Source organism: Saccharopolyspora sp. NPDC049426 (assembly GCF_040676935.1).
Classification (GTDB): Bacteria; Actinomycetota; Actinomycetes; order Mycobacteriales; family Pseudonocardiaceae; genus Saccharopolyspora.
On record NZ_JBFAPZ010000003.1, the window covers coordinates 428,296 to 445,565 of the forward strand.

The following is a 17,270-nucleotide window of genomic DNA, read 5'->3' on the forward strand; positions in this document are numbered from 1 at the left end:
CACGGACTCGCCCCATGAAGCACGAAGAACAACCGCCGTCCCTGTTCGACGACGATGCGCACCGCCCGCTGGCCGAACGACTCCGCCCGCGCAGTCTGAAGGAGGTCGTCGGCCAGGAGCACCTGCTCGCGACCGATGCTCCCGTCGGACGCATGGTGGAGCAGGGGCGGCTGGTCTCGGCGATCTTGTGGGGTCCACCGGGGTCCGGGAAGACGACCATCGCTCGACTCCTGGCGGAACGGACCAACGTGGCCTTCGAGACGCTGTCGGCGACCTTCTCAGGCGTCGCAGATCTGAGGAAGGTCTTCGAAGCAGCCCGCCGCAGGCGCGAGATCGGTCAGGGCACGCTGCTGTTCGTCGACGAAATCCACCGGTTCAACCGGGCCCAGCAGGACGGCTTCTTGCCGTACGTGGAGGACGGCACGGTCGTCCTCGTCGGCGCCACCACCGAGAACCCCAGCTTCGAGCTCAACGGGGCTCTGCTGTCCCGCTGCCGGGTCTTCGTCCTCACACGCCTCGACACCACCGCCCTCAACTCCTTGATCGAGCGCGCGGAGCGGTTGACGGGTCAGACGCTGCCGCTGGACGACGACGCCCGTCAGTCCCTGGTGGCCATGGCCGATGGTGACGGCCGGTTCCTGCTCAACATGGTCGAGCAACTCCAAGCGCTGCCCGCTGACACACCGCCGCTGGACACGGCCGCGCTCACCGAGCAGATCCAGCGGCGTGCACCGCTGTACGACAAAACCCAGGAGAGCCACTACAACCTCATCTCGGCGCTGCACAAGTCCATGCGCGGCTCCGACCCCGACGCCGCCCTGTACTGGCTCGCCCGCATGCTCGACGGCGGCGAAGACCCGCTCTACATCGCCCGCCGACTCGTGCGCTTCGCCAACGAAGACATCGGAACGGCCGAGCCGCAGGCGGTGCACCAGGCCCTCGCCGCCTGGGACGTCTACGAACGCCTGGGCTCACCCGAGGGCGAGCTGGCGATCGCACAAGCCGTCGTTCACCTGGCGACGGCTCCCAAATCCATCGCCGTCCACCGCGCTTTCGGCGCCGCACGCCAACGCGCACACCAGACCGGTTCGCTGATGCCACCGAAGCACATCCTCAACGCACCCACGCGACTCATGAAGGACCTCGGCTACGGCGAGGACTACCAGTACGACCCCGACACACCGGACGGGTTCTCCGGCGCGAACTACTTCCCCGACGGCATGGACCGCGAGACCTACTACCACCCCACCGAGAGCGGTCACGAGGACAACATCCGCCGACGGCTGGACCGGTGGGCCGCCCTGCGCCGCCAGGACCGAAACACCGAGACCTGACGACGCCGTGAGCTGCGAGGCGCGCTCCGGGGTCTAGCAACAACACCATTTCAGAAGCTGTACGGCCGAAGCGCCAGCGTTCAGCGCGTCATCGGGCACGTGAGGATCGCTTCTCCGGAGCGGAGTTCGCGGGTCGTGCCGTCGGGGAGTTCCAGGGTTGCGGTGCAGTTGGCGGGGACCGCGGTGCGGACCGTCAGGGTGTCGTCCTCGATCGACCAGTCGATGGCGACGCGCCCGTACGGGCCGTCGTAGGCGCCTCGAGCCCACGTGAGACCGCCCCCGGGGCGTGGTGCGAAGCGGGTTCGCCGCCACCCGGGGGTGTCCGGGGCGAGACCGGCGATGGTGCTGTGCATCCAGTGCGCGACGGCGCCGAGCGCGTAGTGGTTGAACGAGGTCATCTCGCCCGGGTTGACCGTGCCGTCGGGCAGCATGGAATCCCAGCGCTCCCAGATGGTCGTCGCGCCCATCGTCACCGGGTACAGCCACGACGGGCAGCCGCGCTCCCGGAGCTGACGGTAGGCGACGTCGAGGCCACCGGTCGACGACAGCGCCTCCGAGACCAGCGGAGTTCCCACGAATCCGGTGGAGATCCGGTGATCGGCCTTGACCACCAGGTCCCGCAACCGCTCGCCTGCGCGGGCCCGCTCTGCGGGCTCTTCCAGGATGTCGAAGGCCAGCAGCAACGCGTATCCGCACTGGGATTCTTCAGTCAACGCGCCCCCGCCGTCGGTCCAGCGCTCTCGGATGGCCGTGCGAACTTCGGAAGCGAGCGTGCCGTAGTGCTCGGCGTCGGCCGTGCGGCCCAGAACCTCGGCGATGTCGGAGAGCCTGCGCGCGGAGTGGGCGAAGTAGGCGCTCGCCACCAGTTCCCGGTCGGTCGTGGCCGCCGCGGGGTCATCGGGTGGTGCCGCCGGGTCGAGCCAGTCCCCCAGCTGGTGGTCGCCGGTCCACAGCCGGTCTTCGCCGGAACGCCGGTCGAGCAGGTCGACCCAGGCCTTCGCGCTGTCCCACTGGCGTTCCAGCACCAGTCGGTCGCCGGAGGCCACGTAGAGGTCCCACGGCGTGAGCACACCGGCATCGCCCCACGCCGCGATCGGTTCGGCCATGTCCCACGATCCGGCGTCGTCGAGCGTGGGCACGAACACCGGGACCGCACCGTCGTCGTTCTGCTCGATCGCCAGGTCGCGCAACCACGAGGACAGCATTCCCGTCACGTCGTGCAGGAAACCCGCCGTGCGCGCGAAGACCTGGATGTCGCCGGTCCAGCCGAGCCGTTCGTCGCGCTGCGGGCAGTCGGTGGGCAGATCCACGAAGTTGCCGCGCATCGACCACAGCACGTTGTCGTGCAGGGCGTTGAGGTCCGGGTCCGAGCACGCGAACCAGCCCGTGCGGCGCAGATCGCTGTGCAGCACGCGCGCTTCCAGCTCCAGAACGTCGAGCACGGCAGGCGGGGCGGTCACCTCGGCGTAGCGGAAACCGTGGAAGGTGAACCGCGGTTCCCACTCCTCGGTGCCGCACCCGGCGAGGACGTAGCGGTCGGTCTGCGCCGCCTGCCGCAGCGGGCGGGTGTAGATCTCGCCGTCCTGCAGGACCTCGGCGTGCCGGAGCACGATCTCCTGCCCTGACTCGCCTCGGACCCTGATCGCCAGCCGTCCCACGAGGTTCTGGCCGAAGTCCACCAGCAGCCGGTTCGGGGCCCGTCGCTCGCCGCGCGCCGGGCGCACCACGCGCGTGCGGCGCACCGGCGGCCCGTCGGGGGCGACGAGCGTCGCCGGGTCGCGGTCGCACACGTGCGCCGCGACCCAGTCCGAGTCGTCGAATCCCGCCTCGGACCAGCCGTGCGGGACCTGCCGGGCGTCGAAGGTCTCGCCGTCGTAGATCGACGAGGCGAGGATCGGGCTGGGAGCGGCGACCCATCCGGGGCCGGTGGCGATGGTCTGACGGCTTCCGTCGGAGTAGGTGACCTCCAGCTGCGCGATGAGCGACTGGTCGGTGCCGTAGCGGTCGCGAGCACCGCCGCGGAACCCGATCCGGCCGCGGTACCAGCCGTCGGCCAGCCACGCGCCGATCGCGTTGTCCCCTTCGGCGAGCAGGTCGGTCACGTCGTGGGTGTGGTAGCGCAACCGCTGCGAGTACACGCTCCAGCCTGGTGACAGGACGTCGTCGCCGACCCGGTGCCCGTTGATCTCGGCCTCGGCCAGGCCGTGCGCGGTCACGTACAGCCGAGCCGAGGCGATCTGGCCGCGCAGCGAGAATCCGCGCCGCACCAGCCACGGGCGACGCTCGGTGCCGGGCTCCCCGGGGTCGCCGCCGACCGGGACTGCGACCCAGTCCGCTTCGCTCAGGCCGCGTTCGACGACCGCGGGTTCGCTCCACTCGGAGATCCCGTTGTCGTCGTGCACGCGCACCCGCACGCTCGCCGACTCGCGCGGCGCGAGCGGGGATTCCGGCCAGGGGCGGTAGCGGGACTCGTCATCGCTGACCGGGCCGTGCTTCGCGACCCGAGCGCCCCGGGTGATCTCCAGTTCGTAGGCGCGCTGGGCCCAGTCGGCCGGAGCGGACGTGGTCCAGGACAACCGGGGCGCGTCGACGCCGATCCCGATCGGTTCCCGGTGGTTCTCGAAGGTCGGAGCATGGGGGATGACGCTGTCGGTCATGGCATCGAGGTCCTTGTCTCGCGTCGTCGTCGACGTGCGGCAGAGCGTTCCCGAAGGCTGACTTGAAAGCTTTCAATTGGAACCGTAGAGCCCCGAACACCAGCGGACAAGCGCGCATCTGATCGAGCTTTCGCCGCCACACAAGCGGATTCCCGGCATGCTCCTTTTCCAGTGCGCTTTCGCTGAACGGGAAGCTTTGCCCGGATTCGTTGACACGTAGTCCGGATCACATCACCATTCCATGAAACGATTCATTCCCTTCGTGCTTCGGCGGCCGTGGACCCGCACCACGAACAGCGAAGCGCCGCTCTGGTCTGGCCCATCAAAGGAGATTCGCCCATGACCACCCCGGCTCTCACCGCTCGCGACTGGACCCGGTCCACCGTCGCGGGCATGGCGTCCTACCTCGACGCCGCGGCAATCGTTTCCACCGGCACCGCGCTGGTGCTGTTCCAGGACGACCTCGGTCTCGACACGCTGCAGATCGGCGTCCTGTCGTCCCTGCTGACCCTGTCCATCGCCGCCGGCGCGCTGACCGGGGGTCGCCTCGGCGACCGGTTCGGGCGGCGCATCGTGTTCTCGCTGACGATGGTGCTGCTCGCGCTCGGCGCAGGCCTCCTCGCCGCCGCAGCCGGCCCGATCATGCTCTACATCGGCGTCGTGCTGATCGGCTACGCCTCCGGAGCGGATCTGCCGGTCTCGCTCGCGCTGATCGCCGAAGAGGCACCGCCAGGTCAAGCGGGCAAGTTGGTCGGGCTCTCGCAGGTCCTGTGGTTCGGCGGCATCATCGCCACGCAGCTGCTGAGCATCGTCGTCGGCGACCTCGGCAGCATCGGCGGGCGCGTCCTCTACGCCCACGTCGCGGTGGTCGCGGTCGTGGTGCTGCTGCTGCGCTTGCGGGTCCCCGAATCCTCGAAGTGGGTGGCCTCGCGCGAGAAGCTCACCCAAACCGGTTCACACCACACCGCTCTCAGCCTGCGCGAGCTCGTTGCCGGACCCTACCTGCTCCCGCTGCTCGGACTCATCACCTTCTACGCGCTGGTCAACATCGTGGCCAACACCAAGGGGCAATTCGGGACCTTCCTCTACGTCAACGTCGCAGGCTCGACCGTGGCGGTCGCCTCGACCATCAGCGTCATCACGCAGTGCCTCGGCGTGCTTCTCGCGGTGTGGTTCATGCGGATCGTCGACGGGCGAAACCGGCTGCGCTGGTACCTGTTCGGTGCCACCTGCTACGTGCTGGCGATGGCCATCGTCGCAGTCGTCGGCGTCACGGTCTGGAGCCTGGCCATCTCGGCGATCTTCAGCGCCATCGGCGGCGCCCTGGCGTTCGAGGCGATGCTCAAGATTTGGACCCAAGAGGCCTTCCCCACCCTGCTGCGCGCCACCGCGCAGGGCAGCATCGTCGGCGCGGCACGCGTCGTGGCCGCCATCGCGGCGGTCGCGACACCCACGCTGATGACCAACGCGCCCCGCGCCACGTTCGCCGTGCTGTTGGGCGTGGTGTCCGCTGGACTGATCGCGGGCCTGTTCGTCGGTCGCGGTGTGCAGCGGCACAACCACCTCCGCGACGACGACACCAACGCGCAGGTCGAAGCGGAACGCAACATCGAAGAACGCACCTAGGTCCACCGTCTCCCGGCCACACACCTCCCCGCAGCAACCCGCGTGCAGCGCTTGCTTGGGCCACAAGCTCCGTCCGGAACGGGTCCCGCCGCGCGAGGCCTCTGCGAGAGGCAACCACGCAGACGACGTCGACTCCCCGACCGGATCCTGGAGCAGGAACCGTGGGTGTCGAGGTGGTGGTCGACGTCATGGATGAGGTGCCTTTCGGTTAACCCTCGGGAGTGCTGGGCCGCTGCGACGCCCCTCTCCCCCATAGGGAATGCCGATCTGGTTGTCGGATCACCGCTCGGACAGTGGTCGGCGAGTTCCTCAGCGCGTGAAGAACGCCTCGGTCACTCCGCCGGCCGCCGTGACGCAGTGCGGGGCTCACCGACGGATTTCCTGTTGCGCAACTCCGTGTCGAGCACGTGGACGACCGGTGGGCTGTCGTCGCCTCGGATGCGCTGGAGGAGGGTCCGGGTGGCGAGTGCTCCGACGTCGTAGGCCGGCTGGGAGATCGCGGTCAACGGAGGTTGAACGACGTTGGACCAGTCGGCGTCGTCGAAAGCGATCACGGAGAGGTCGTCAGGGATGCGCAGCCCTGAGTCGTAGATGGCTTCCACGGTTCCCAGCGCGGGGATGCTGCCGGCCGCGAAGATCGCAGTCGGCGGTTCGTCCAGCGCGAGCAGTTGGTGCGCCTCGGCTTTGGCGGCTTCGCGGTGAAAGTCCCCGCAGCGCAGATACCGTGAGTCGGCAGGGATGTTGCGCTCGGCGAGGGCAGCGCGATAACCGTCGATGCGTTCGAGGGTGGTCGCCGCGAGTGCCACGTCCGAGGAGTCGGGGCTCGGTCGCGGGGATTCTTCCCTCGCGTCGGGACGCCCGCCTCCGGCGACGAACGCGATTCGCGTGTGCCCGGCGTCGAGCAGGTGGTGAATGGCCCGGCGAGTCGCTTCGCGGTTGTCGACGACCACGGCGTCGAGCCCGAGCCCTCGCGGGTGGCGATCCATGAGCACCACGGGTGTCCCCTGCTCGTTGGCGGCGATCAGGTGCTCGGCGTGGGCGGTCGGTGCGGGGGTGAGCAGGATGCCTTCGAGCTGATTCGCCTGGAACACCTGAACGGCTCGCCGCTCCAGTTCGGGGTCTTCGTCGGTGTTGGCCACCAGGACTTCGAGCCCTTCGGCGCGGGCGACGTCGGTGATGCCGCGGGTGAGCCGGGCGTAGAAGGGGTCGTCGATGTTGGCGATGGCCACGCCCAGCGACTGGGTGCGCCCGGTGCTCATGTTGCGGGCCAGGGCGTTGGGCTGGTAGCCGAGCTCACGAGCGGCAGCGGTGACCTGTTCGTGGACCCGCTGGCTGACCTGCCCGTAGCCGCCGAGCGCGCGGGCGGCCGTGGCACGCGAGACGCCGGCGGCACGGGCGACGTCCCCGATGGTGACCGCAGCGCGGCGAGATGAACGGGCCATCAGAGTTACTCCTCAATTTGTCCTTACGTATTGACTATGCCCGGTCGATGGCGTGAAACTGTTCGCCAGGTCACGAACTGAGACCGGTCTCAGTGATGTGGATCGCATGCTACATCCGCCTTCGGTGGCCACCTGTACTACCGGCTGACTTGCTCAACAGGGGAGATCTACCGTGTTCGACCTTGCCGTGTGCGCCGAAATGGTGTTCCTCGATCGACCGTTCGAGGAGCGCGTGCGCCGGATTGATGATCTAGGTTTCGGGGTGGAGATCTGGAACTCCACGGTCCACGACGTCGACGTCCTGGCCCGGACGGGAGCCCGATTCTCGTCGATGACCGGATACGTCCACGGGCGGCTGTCCGACGAGGACGGCGCCACCGAGCTGCTTCGCACCGCGGAAGCATTGCTACCCGTCGCGGAGAAGCTCGACTGCCCCCGGCTGAACCTGCATGGCACCGAACTCGGCGAAGGCGGCCTGCCGGTGCGCCCGGAACACGAGGTCACCGGCGCGATGTGGCTGACCGCCTGCCGCACGCTGTCACGGATCGCCGAGCTGGGAGAACGCGCAGGCGTGACGTTCTGCCTGGAAAACCTCAACACCGCCGTGGACCACCCGGGAGTCCCGTTCGCGCGAGCGGCGGACACCCTGGCACTGGTCGAGGCCGTGGACAGCCCCGGGTTGCGCATGATGCTGGACCTCTACCACGCCCAGATCGGCGAGGGAAACCTCATCGAGCTGCTGCGGCGCGCGGGCTCGCTCATCGGCGAAGTCCAGATCGCCGACGTGCCGGGACGGTGCGAACCCAGCACGGGCGAGATCAACTACCCGGCGATCGCCGACGCTCTGGACGACATGGGCTACCGGGGAACTGTAGGGCTGGAGGCCTTTGCTTCCGGCGACAGCGAACTCGCTCTTCAACGCTTCCGGGACGCCTTCTCCCGTCCAGCCCCGGACACCTCGGCCGCCGCTCACCTGCTCCTGGAAGGACAAACCTCATGACGACCACCCCTGTCGCCTTCGGGCTCATCGGCGCCGGAGCCATTGGCGCCTTTCACGCCGAAAGCCTCGCCCGCCGCATTCCCGAGGCCCGGTTGGCCGCCGTCGCCGACCCACGCCTGGAAGCCGCGAAGCTGTTGGCCACCAGCTTGGACGTTCCGCGAGCCACCACCGATCCCTTCGAGGTGTTCGCCGATCCGGACATCGACGCAGTGGTGATCACCACGCCGCCTCAGTTCCACACCGACCTCATCGAGGCCGCAGCCGAAACGGGCAAGGCCGTGTTCTGCGAGAAGCCGATGGCGCTGACCCTCGCCGACGCCGACCGGGCCATCACCGCAACCGCCAAAGCCGGAGTGGCTTTGCAGGTCGGCTTCAACCGCCGGTACGACGGGGGATTTCGCGCGGGCCACGACCTGGTCACCTCGGGCGGAATCGGCCGACCGCAACTGCTGCGGTCGCTGACCCGCGACCCGGAGCTGAACGACCCGGCCAGGGTGCCTGCGTGGGGGATCTTCTTGGAGACCCTGATCCACGACTTCGACACCCTCAACTGGCTCAACCCCGGCGCCCGCGCGACCGAGGTGTACGCCACGGCGGATGCGCTCGTGCGTCCTGACTGGAGGGACCGCGGCCTGCTGGACACCGCCCTGGTGCACCTCCGGTACGACAACGGAGCCATGGCCACGGCCGAGGCCAGCTTCCAGGCTGTCTACGGCTACGACGTCCGGGGCGAGGTATTCGGTTCCGAAGGCATGGCGACCATGGGCGACATCCGGCCCAGCACCATGACCGCATACGACGCGCACGGCGTGCGAAACGACAGCGTGCGGCGCAACGTCGACCTCTTCCACGACGCCTACACCGCACAGTTGACCGAGTTCGCCCGGTGCGTGCGCAACGGAACGCCACCGCAGACGACCGGCGAAGACGCCCGCTTCGCCCTCGCCATCGCGCTGGCCGCGATCCAATCCGTCCGAACAGGACAGACCGTTCGCCTCGACAGCCTTGATCAGCAGTAGAAGACGCACACCGCGACTTCTCCTGGACATTCGTCCAACGACACGATCCCCTGGCGGCAGAGGCGGTCGCCCCAGATCGCCTCGCGATTCGGGCCCCGAGCACTTCGCGAAGAAGTCCTGGTTCGAGAAATCGCCGGACCAACTCTGACCGCGCACCATTCGATGCCAGCGAACCGGCGACGCCCGAGCGCTCAACGAGGAGCAGCAGTCATGACCAACACCACCTCGCCCGCACCCCACGCATTACCCCCTGACACGCGAGGGCCCCATTCGCGACGTCTCGGCTTGATCGCCGTCGTCGTCACCTTCGGCGGCCTGCTGTTCGGCTACGACACCGGCGTCGTCAACGGTGCCCTCGACCCTCTCACCGCCGACCTCGGCCTGACCCCGCTCACCGAGGGAATCGTCGTCAGCAACCTCGTCTTCGGCGCCGCCTTCGGTGCCATGACCGGCGGGGTCCTGTCCGACCGGTACGGCCGCCGCCACAACATCCTGCTGCTGTCCCTGGTGTTCATGCTCGGAACGGTGGGCTGCGTGCTCGCACCGAGCTGGCAGGTTCTCGCGCTGTTCCGCTTCGTGCTCGGCCTCGCCGTCGGCGGGGCCTCGGCGACCGTGCCGGTCTACCTGGCCGAGATCGCTCCGGCCGAACGTCGCGGCGGCATCGTCACCCGCAACGAGCTGATGATCGTGGTGGGCCAGTTCTCCGCGTTCGTCATCAACGCGATCATCTTCAGCATCTGGGGCGAAACCGCCTGGATCTGGCGGGTCATGCTCCTGGTCGCCCTCCTGCCGGCGATCGCGCTGTTCGTCGGCATGCTGCGGTTGCCCGAGAGCCCGCGCTGGCTGGTCACCCGAGGCCGTGACGAGGAGGCACTCGCGGTCCTGTCCCAGATCCGCACCACCGAGCGCGCCCAAGCCGAGATAGCCGAGGTTCACCGCCTCGCCGAAGAAGAACGCGCCGCGAAGACCGCCGGTGCGGTCGACCTCCGAGTGCGCTGGGTCCGCCTGCTCATCCTCATCGGGGCCGGCCTGGGCATCTGCCAGCAGTTCACCGGCATCAACTCCGTCATGTACTACGGCACGCAGCTGCTCGGCGACGCCGGGTTCTCGAACAACTCCGCCATCATCGCCAACACCCTCAACGGAGCCTTCAGCGTCATCGGTGTGTCCGTGGGCCTGTCGATGATCAACAAGATCAAGCGGCGCACCATGATGCTCGGCGGCTTCACCCTGACCACGACGTTCCACCTGCTCGTCGGCCTCTCGGCGATGCTGATACCCGAAGGCAGCACGAAGGCCTGGTTCATCCTCGTGTTCGTCGTGCTCTTCGTGTTTTCCATGCAGGCCACCATCGGCCCGCTGGTCTGGCTCATCCTCTCCGAGATGTTCCCGCTGAAGATCCGAAGCCTGGCCATCGGCATCAGCATCTTCGTGCTCTGGATCGCCAACGCTCTGGTCGCTCTGGGCTTCCCGCCCGTCGTCAAGGCCCTGGGCATCTCGAACACCTTCCTCGCCTTCGCCGCCTTCGGCGTGCTGGCCATCGCGTTCATCGCGACCTGCGTCCCGGAGACCAAGGACCGCTCACTCGAAGAGCTCGAGGACGACTTCCGCACCCGCTACGCCTGACCGGACCTGCCCCGGGAGAAAGGGCCTGCACATCATGACCGTCATGACCGCCATCGCCGAGGGCAGCGAAGGAGACCACGCGCTGACCGCGGGAATCACCGAGACCCGACTGCTGGGCACCGACCTCGTCCTGGTCAACCTGCGCCTGCAGCCGCTGGACGACTCGAGCTTGCCCGACGACCTCGAGATCACGATCGTCGAGCGCAACGGACCCGGCGACCGCGACCCGGTCGACGCAGTGCTGGACGAAATCGACGCCCGATCCAACATCAACCGGCTCGTCATCGGCATGCGCCGACGATCGCCAGTGGGCAAAGCCCTGCTGGGCAGCATCAGCCAACGACTGCTCCTGGACAGTCCCGTTCCCGTTCTCGCAGTCAAAACCCCAGCCTGACAGCCGGCAACGGCCAACCGCACGAGCCCAACGACCAACTCACCCGCGTCATCCGCACGATCTGAACGCCCACGGGGCGACCGGATGGACGGCGATAGCACGCAGTTGTCCGGGTGGCGCGGATGCGCCCCTTGGGCTGGAACGTCATTTCAACACGCGTTCAACAATTTTCCTCAGAAACGCAACGAACGGAGCCACGCCATGATCATGAACCGAATCGCAGGGGCCCCGATCTCCTGGGGCGTCTGCGAGGTGCCGGGCTGGGGTCACCAGCTCACGCCCGAAGAAGTTCTCCCGGAGATGCGCCAACTCGGTCTCGTGGCCACGGAGTTCGGCCCCGAAGGGTTCCTCCCCGCCGCACCCGAGGCCAAAGCCGCCACGCTGCGCGAACACGAGCTGTCCGCGGTGGGCGGGTTCGTCCCCGTCGTCCTGCACGACACCACGCACGATCCACTGCCCGAGATCGACCGCGAACTCGATGGATTCGTCACCGCCGGCGCGAGAACCCTCGTTCTGGCCGCGGCCACCGGCCTGAACGGCTACGACACACGTCCCGAACTCGACACCACGGCGTGGCGAACCCTGTTCGCCAACCTCAGCCGAATCACCGAACGCGCCGCCGAACGGGGCATCAGCCCCGCCCTGCACCCGCACGTCGGCACCGTGGTCGAGAACCGCGAAGAAGTCGAGCGCATCCTCGACGGTTCGACCGTGCCGCTGTGCCTGGACACCGGCCACCTCCTCATCGGCGGCACAGACCCCGTCGAGCTGGCCAAAGCCGTTCCCGAGCGCATCACCCACACCCATCTCAAAGACGTCGACGTCGCCCTCGCCGACCAAGTGCGCGCGGGCGAGATGACCTACACCAGCGCCGTCCGCGACGGCATGTACCGGCCACTGGGTGCAGGCGACATCGACATCGCCAGCATCATCACCGTGCTCGAATCCAATGGGTACCACGGCTGGTACACAATGGAACAGGACACCATCCTCCCCGACGAACCCACGGATGACGGCCCCACCGCCGACGTCCGAACCAGCCTCACCTTCCTACGCGACCTCGACCTATGAGCGGCACTCGTGCTCACCTACACGTCCGGGTCATCCACACCTTCACCGGCGAGCGCACCATCGTCTCCACCGCGACTACCTTCTCGCCGAGCCTGCATCCCTGATGAGTGAGGCCATACCTGATGCTTACCCGGCAGAGTGGGCCACATTCACGCTCGGTAGCAATCGAGGCCAAAGAATTGGCACCGGAACGGTCGTCTTCGCAGCGTCAATGATCAGGTGCTCCAGCCATCCTCCCCTTGCGCCGCACTCGCGAACTATCGCGTGCCTCCCACCGGCAGTACTGTCGTGACCGGTGCCAGCCCCAGCCCTAGTGCGTTGGGAGTCGAAGATGACCAAGGTCGATGACATACACGAAGACAGGACGCGAGTCGACGCGGACCACGCCCGGCAGGTAGCCGAACAAGCCCGCGAAACTCGCTGGGACCGACCTAGTTTCGGCAAGGAGCTGTTCCTCGGACGGCTGCGGCTCGACCTGATCGACCCGCTTCCCCGGGGTGAGACCTCGGTCGAAGGAGAGGCGTTCCTCGAACGGTTGCGCGTGTTCTGCGAGACGAAGGTCGACGGACCGCAGATCGAGCGCGATGCGTGGATCCCGGACGAGGTGATCAACGGACTGAAGGACCTCGGAGCCTTCGGCATCAAGATCCCCCGGGCCTACGGCGGGCTCGGCCTGCCCGCGGTGTACTACCACCGCGCGCTGATGCTGGTCGGCACGGCAAATCCGTCGATCGGTGCCCTGCTGTCGGCACATCAGTCGATCGGCGTGCCGCAGCCGGTCAAGATGTTCGGGACCGAGCAGCAGAAACAAGAATTCCTGCCGCGCTGCGTTCGCGAGATCACCGCATTCCTGCTGACCGAACCCGACGTCGGCAGCGACCCGGCGCGGCTGGCCACCAGCGCGGTCCCGAACGAGGACGGCAGCAGTTACACGCTCGACGGCGTCAAGCTCTGGACGACCAATGGCGTGCTCGCCGACCTGCTCGTGGTGATGGCGCGGGTACCCAAGTCGGAGGGACACCGCGGTGGTATCACGGCATTCGTCGTCGAGGCGGACGCCGAGGGCATCACCGTCGAGAACCGGAATTCCTTCCTCGGCCTGCGCGGCATTGAGAACGGCGTGACCCGGTTGCACAACGTTGTCGTACCCGCCGCCAACCGGATCGGCCGTGAGGGCGATGGACTCAAGATCGCCCTCAAGACGCTCAACACCGGGCGGCTTTCGTTGCCCGCGCTGTGCACGGCGGCATCGAAGTGGTCCCTGCGCATCGCTCGTCAGTGGTCGTCCCAGCGCGTCCAGTGGGGTCGGCCGATTGGTGAGCACGAGGCCATCGCGGGCAAGATCTCGTTCATCGCTGCCACATCGTTCGCCTTGGAGGCCGTGCTGGAGGTGTCCGGTCGGCTGGCCGACGCCGACCGGCACGACATCCGCATCGAAGCTGCACTGGCCAAGCTCTTCAGCACGGAACTGTCCTGGCAGGTCGCTGATGAGCTCGTGCAGATCCGCGGTGGTCGCGGCTACGAAACAGCGGAGTCGCTGGCCGCGCGCGGCGAGCGCGGGGTCCCCGCCGAGCAGATGCTCCGAGACATGCGGATCAATCGGATCTTCGAGGGATCCAGCGAGATCATGCGGTTGCTGATCGCCAGGGAAGCGGTCGATGCGCACCTCTCGGTGGCCGGAGACATCATCGACCCCAAGGCCGACATGCAACACAAGGCCCGCGCCGCGGCCCGCGCCGGTGCCTTCTACGCACGTTGGCTGCCCACCCTGGTCGCAGGCAGGGGCCAGGTGCCGAGCGCCTTCGGTGCGTACGGACCGCTCTCCGAGCACCAGCGCTTCGTCGAACGCGCGAGCCGGCGCCTCGCCCGTCAGATCTTCTACGGTATGTCGCGCTGGCAAGCTCGCCTGGAACACCATCAGCTCTTCCTAGGCCGCATCGTCGACATCGGCGCCGAGCTGTACGCGATGAGCGCCAGCTGCGTCTACGCCCGTTCGCCCGGGCAGGAGGAATCGGCAGTGGAGCTGGCCGAGGCCTTCTGCAACCAGTCCCGGTGTCGCGTCGAGCACCTGTTCAGTCGACTCTGGCGCAACACCGACGCCAACGACCGAGTGATCTCCCGCCAGGTGCTCGAAAATCGGTACCAATGGTTGGAGGAAGGCATTCTCGACGCGTCCATCGACGGCCCGTGGATCGCCGAGGCACGAAATGGACCATCACAGCGCCAGAACCACCGGCGCATCGTCCGCAGCTGATCCCCCGCCCGCACGAAGTCACCGTTCCCAGCCGCGTGAGGGTGTCGCACGTCTTGCAGCACGCACCAACGCACGCCGGTGATCGTTGACAGGACCGGCAAAACCAGGTGACCGCCGTTGAAGGGACCTGCGAGGTCACACCGACTCCGCGGCGGGTTCCACTCGTCATCGGAGTCGGTGTGATGGCCGGGGTGGGTGCCGGGTCGGTGTCAGTGTGCGACGAGCCCGCCGTCGACGACGAACTCGGCTCCGGTGATGAACGAGGATTCGTCGCTGGCCAGAAACAGCATCGCCGGAGCGACCTCGTCGGCGCGGCCCGCGCGGCGCATCGGAGTGCGCACGATGTCGGGTTGCTGGTCGCCTTGCTCGTCGAGCAGATCATGGATCATCGGTGTCCGAATCACGCCCGGATGCACCGAGTTGACCCGAACACCTTGCGTGGCGTACTCGACGGCAGCCGTTTTGGTCAGTATCCGCACGGCTCCTTTGGACGCTTGGTAGGCAGCCGCCGCCCCACTGCCGATGAGACCGAGGACGGACGACGTGTTGATCACCGAAGCGTTGCCGGACGCGCGCAACAGCGGCATGGCGGTTTTCATCCCGAGCCAGGTGCCGGTTTGGTTGACGGCGATCACGCGGTCCCAGGCGGATTGCTCGGTGTCCTCGATGCCGGGCCAGTCCACGACACCTGCGAGGTTGATCAGGACGTCCAGTCGGCCGAAGCGCCGGTCGATCAGTTCCATGACCTCGTCCCAGTGCTCGGGTGAGGAGACGTCCAGCCGCTGCGCCAGCACGTCGGTGCCGTCGGCTTCGAGCCGCGCCGCCAGTCCCCGCAGTCGGTCGTCGCCGATGTCGGTGAGGACCAGCTGTGCTCCCTCGCGGGCGAACAGCTCCGCCGCGGCCTGTCCGATGCCGCCGGTCGCGCCGGTGATCAGCGCGACCTTGCCAGTCAGCCTTGCAGTCATGTTTCGTTCCTCTTCTGCTGACGGGATCGGTCAGGCGGCCGTGCAGCCGCCGTCAGCGGCGACGATGGCGCCGGTGATGAAGCTGGACCGGGCTGAGGCCACAACGTCGACGCGCAGCTCCTGCCGGATGCACCCGTCCGCGGTGACCCACATTCCGACCACGTCGGCGTTCGGCCGACCGGTTCCCGTGCTCACCTGCTCACCCCGATCCCTGCTCTCGGTCTCGTAGGACCGAGCCTCCAACGCAGGTGCGCTCACCGGCAGGACGCGCCGTGACTGGGTGCACCACACCCACCCAGCCACAGGGGATCCCGGTCTACGGTGGCGGTATGAGCGGTGGGGAGTTGGGAGAGTTCCTGCGGGCACGGCGCGCGCAACAGTCACCTGAGGACGCGGGCGTGGTGTATTCGGGTCGGCGCAAGGTGACCGGCCTGCGCCGCGAGGAAGTAGCCGTGCTCGCCGGCGTGAACGCCGACTACTACACCCGCCTCGAACAAGGACGGGAATCCAACCCGTCTCCCCAGGTTCTGGACGCTCTGTGCCGCGCGCTGGATCTCGACCCCGACCTGAGGGAGCACCTGTACCGGCTGGCACGCACCGCACCGGAGACCGCCCCGGCCCCGGTACCGCAGACCGTGAGCCCGGAACTGCGGCAGCTGATGGACGGATGCCCCAACACCCCGGCCTTCGTGCTCAACCGGATCTTGGACGTCCTCGCCTGCAACGCCCTGGCCGACGCGCTGTTCTCACCGTTTCAGCCGCCGGACAACCTCGCCCGCATGACCTTCCTCGACCCCGCTGGACGCCACTTCTACGCGCGGTGGAACTGGACCGCCCAAGCCACCGTGGCCAACCTCCGCAGCGCCGCGGGCTACGACCCGAACGACCCCGCTCTGCTGCACCTGGTGGCCGAACTCCGCGACGGCAGCGAGGATTTCCGCGCCCTGTGGAGCTCCCACCAGGTGCGCGGCAAAACTCGCGAACCCAAGCACCTGGTCCATCCCGACGTAGGGCCCTTGACGCTGACCTACCAAGCCTTCGACGTGCGCAGTGCCCCCGGGCAGCAACTGATCATCTACCACGCGGAACCGGCCACCCCCAGCGCCCACGCCCTCGCACTGCTGAGCGCCCTGCACGCCAGCCCTCACCAGAGCTCGTCGACGTGACCTCAGAACGATTCAGGCGTGGCTGAAACCGTCAACGATCGTTCGCCGGTTCTTGTGACGGTGCTCGTAGCTGACCAGTTTCGTCTGCTCCTCAGCCGGCAACTCCCGCGCCTTCGGAAGGATCTCGTCCAACTTCATCTCGTCGTAGCCCGGCCAGGGCTGCTCCTCGCACAACTTGTCGATGCGCCCGATGACCGTCGCACGCGCCTGATTGCGCGTTTCATAGCCTCGGACCTTTCGCAGCTCGAATTGGGACAACCCCGGCAACTTGTGCACGACCTCGTCCGCCCTGAGCTGGTCGTAGTGTGAAATCGGCAGATCTTCCTCGCCGGTGAACGCCCCCACGACCGCCCCTTCGGCCTCGGCAGCCCCTGGGATGCGGCGCGCAGCCTGGTTCACCTCGCCGGCGCCGACTTCGAGCCCCTCCTGGGCCCCGCCCACAATGCCCTGGCCGCGTTCCGAGAGCTCCTCGTAAGCACTGCCGAGCCAGTGCATCACCTGATCGCGTTCCCGCCACGCATTCCCGACCCAGCCGGGCGCACCACGTAGCGCATCCACCACCCACGCTGTCGCCCCAACCGTGGCATACAGCGACCGCTGAGTCTCCTGAACCAGACCCATCGCGCCTCCTCTGGTCCTCGTCGTGCACGCACCAGTGCAGAACTTGTCACGACCAGAGGATTCCCAGACGATGACGCGCCCATGCCTCGCTCCGA

The 17,270-nt window shown here is 67.7% G+C and carries 14 protein-coding genes; 9 read left to right on the forward strand and 5 right to left on the reverse strand.

Going from position 1 to position 17,270, the window contains the following annotated elements:
* Positions 1 to 14: 14 nt before the first annotated feature.
* The gene (locus tag AB0J78_RS08150) at positions 15 to 1,334 is read left to right on the forward strand and encodes a replication-associated recombination protein A (RefSeq protein WP_363787966.1); all 1,320 of its coding nucleotides are present in this window, start codon (positions 15 to 17) and stop codon (positions 1,332 to 1,334) included.
* 80 nt (positions 1,335 to 1,414) lie between these two features.
* Here the strand turns inward: AB0J78_RS08150 and AB0J78_RS08155 are convergent, their stop codons facing one another.
* Positions 1,415 to 3,991 (reverse strand): glycoside hydrolase family 78 protein, encoded by a 2,577-nt coding sequence (locus tag AB0J78_RS08155; RefSeq protein WP_363787967.1) that lies wholly within the window; start codon positions 3,989 to 3,991, stop codon positions 1,415 to 1,417.
* A 339-nt stretch (positions 3,992 to 4,330) separates the two neighbouring features.
* Here AB0J78_RS08155 and AB0J78_RS08160 point away from each other — a divergent pair, with 339 nt between their 5' ends.
* The gene (locus AB0J78_RS08160; protein ID WP_363787968.1) at positions 4,331 to 5,617 is read left to right on the forward strand and encodes an MFS transporter; all 1,287 of its coding nucleotides are present in this window, start codon (positions 4,331 to 4,333) and stop codon (positions 5,615 to 5,617) included.
* A 332-nt stretch (positions 5,618 to 5,949) separates the two neighbouring features.
* On the opposite strand, the gene AB0J78_RS08165 is transcribed toward AB0J78_RS08160, so the two are convergent.
* Complete coding sequence (locus AB0J78_RS08165) at positions 5,950 to 7,059, reverse strand: LacI family DNA-binding transcriptional regulator (RefSeq protein WP_363787969.1); 1,110 nt, start codon at positions 7,057 to 7,059, stop codon at positions 5,950 to 5,952.
* 172 nt (positions 7,060 to 7,231) lie between these two features.
* Here AB0J78_RS08165 and AB0J78_RS08170 point away from each other — a divergent pair, with 172 nt between their 5' ends.
* The 6 genes from AB0J78_RS08170 (at position 7,232) to AB0J78_RS08195 (ending at position 14,423) form a co-directional block, all read left to right on the forward strand.
* Entirely contained in the window at positions 7,232 to 8,059 is an 828-nt protein-coding gene (locus AB0J78_RS08170) for a TIM barrel protein (protein ID WP_363787970.1), read from the forward strand.
* Entirely contained in the window at positions 8,056 to 9,078 is a 1,023-nt protein-coding gene (locus tag AB0J78_RS08175) for a Gfo/Idh/MocA family oxidoreductase (RefSeq protein WP_363787971.1), read from the forward strand. Before AB0J78_RS08170 ends, AB0J78_RS08175 begins: the two co-directional genes overlap by 4 nt.
* Positions 9,079 to 9,240: 162 nt before the next feature.
* Positions 9,241 to 10,704 carry a sugar porter family MFS transporter gene (locus AB0J78_RS08180; protein ID WP_363787972.1) on the forward strand — a complete coding sequence of 488 codons (1,464 nt, stop codon included), beginning with the start codon at positions 9,241 to 9,243 and terminating at the stop codon, positions 10,702 to 10,704.
* A gap of 43 nt (positions 10,705 to 10,747) precedes the next feature.
* A complete protein-coding gene (locus AB0J78_RS08185) occupies positions 10,748 to 11,098 on the forward strand; it encodes a universal stress protein (protein ID WP_363787973.1) in 351 nt (116 codons plus the stop codon).
* A gap of 201 nt (positions 11,099 to 11,299) precedes the next feature.
* A complete protein-coding gene (locus AB0J78_RS08190; RefSeq protein ID WP_363787974.1) occupies positions 11,300 to 12,169 on the forward strand; it encodes a sugar phosphate isomerase/epimerase in 870 nt (289 codons plus the stop codon).
* A gap of 331 nt (positions 12,170 to 12,500) precedes the next feature.
* On the forward strand, positions 12,501 to 14,423 hold the full coding sequence (locus AB0J78_RS08195; protein ID WP_363787975.1) for an acyl-CoA dehydrogenase family protein: 1,923 nt from the start codon (positions 12,501 to 12,503) through the stop codon (positions 14,421 to 14,423).
* Positions 14,424 to 14,632: 209 nt separating this feature from the next.
* Here the strand turns inward: AB0J78_RS08195 and AB0J78_RS08200 are convergent, their stop codons facing one another.
* Positions 14,633 to 15,388 (reverse strand): glucose 1-dehydrogenase, encoded by a 756-nt coding sequence (locus tag AB0J78_RS08200; protein ID WP_363787976.1) that lies wholly within the window; start codon positions 15,386 to 15,388, stop codon positions 14,633 to 14,635.
* A gap of 30 nt (positions 15,389 to 15,418) precedes the next feature.
* Positions 15,419 to 15,583, reverse strand: coding sequence for a hypothetical protein (locus AB0J78_RS08205; RefSeq protein WP_363787977.1), 165 nt, complete (start codon positions 15,581 to 15,583; stop codon positions 15,419 to 15,421).
* A 134-nt stretch (positions 15,584 to 15,717) separates the two neighbouring features.
* On the opposite strand from AB0J78_RS08205, the gene AB0J78_RS08210 reads away from it, so the two are divergent.
* Positions 15,718 to 16,554, forward strand: a complete 837-nt coding sequence (locus AB0J78_RS08210; protein WP_363787978.1) for a helix-turn-helix transcriptional regulator — start codon at positions 15,718 to 15,720, stop codon at positions 16,552 to 16,554.
* Positions 16,555 to 16,566: 12 nt separating this feature from the next.
* Here AB0J78_RS08210 and AB0J78_RS08215 read toward each other — a convergent pair whose 3' ends face one another.
* Entirely contained in the window at positions 16,567 to 17,175 is a 609-nt protein-coding gene (locus AB0J78_RS08215; protein ID WP_363787979.1) for a hypothetical protein, read from the reverse strand.
* Positions 17,176 to 17,270 lie beyond the last annotated feature (95 nt).

Bases quoted from the DNA above. Each gene is read 5' to 3' on its own strand.
- AB0J78_RS08215 (WP_363787979.1), bottom strand. From the start codon at position 17,175: ATGGGTCTGGTTCAGGAGACTCAGCGGTCGCTGTATGCCACGGTTGGG.
- AB0J78_RS08210 (WP_363787978.1), top strand. From the start codon at position 15,718: ATGAGCGGTGGGGAGTTGGGAGAGTTCCTGCGGGCACGGCGCGCGCAA.
- AB0J78_RS08150 (WP_363787966.1), top strand. From the start codon at position 15: ATGAAGCACGAAGAACAACCGCCGTCCCTGTTCGACGACGATGCGCAC.
- AB0J78_RS08185 (WP_363787973.1), top strand. From the start codon at position 10,748: ATGACCGCCATCGCCGAGGGCAGCGAAGGAGACCACGCGCTGACCGCG.
- AB0J78_RS08180 (WP_363787972.1), top strand. From the start codon at position 9,241: ATGCCAGCGAACCGGCGACGCCCGAGCGCTCAACGAGGAGCAGCAGTC.
- AB0J78_RS08175 (WP_363787971.1), top strand. From the start codon at position 8,056: ATGACGACCACCCCTGTCGCCTTCGGGCTCATCGGCGCCGGAGCCATT.
- AB0J78_RS08160 (WP_363787968.1), top strand. From the start codon at position 4,331: ATGACCACCCCGGCTCTCACCGCTCGCGACTGGACCCGGTCCACCGTC.
- AB0J78_RS08190 (WP_363787974.1), top strand. From the start codon at position 11,300: ATGATCATGAACCGAATCGCAGGGGCCCCGATCTCCTGGGGCGTCTGC.
- AB0J78_RS08155 (WP_363787967.1), bottom strand. From the start codon at position 3,991: ATGACCGACAGCGTCATCCCCCATGCTCCGACCTTCGAGAACCACCGG.
- AB0J78_RS08165 (WP_363787969.1), bottom strand. From the start codon at position 7,059: ATGGCCCGTTCATCTCGCCGCGCTGCGGTCACCATCGGGGACGTCGCC.
- AB0J78_RS08200 (WP_363787976.1), bottom strand. From the start codon at position 15,388: ATGACTGCAAGGCTGACTGGCAAGGTCGCGCTGATCACCGGCGCGACC.
- AB0J78_RS08195 (WP_363787975.1), top strand. From the start codon at position 12,501: ATGACCAAGGTCGATGACATACACGAAGACAGGACGCGAGTCGACGCG.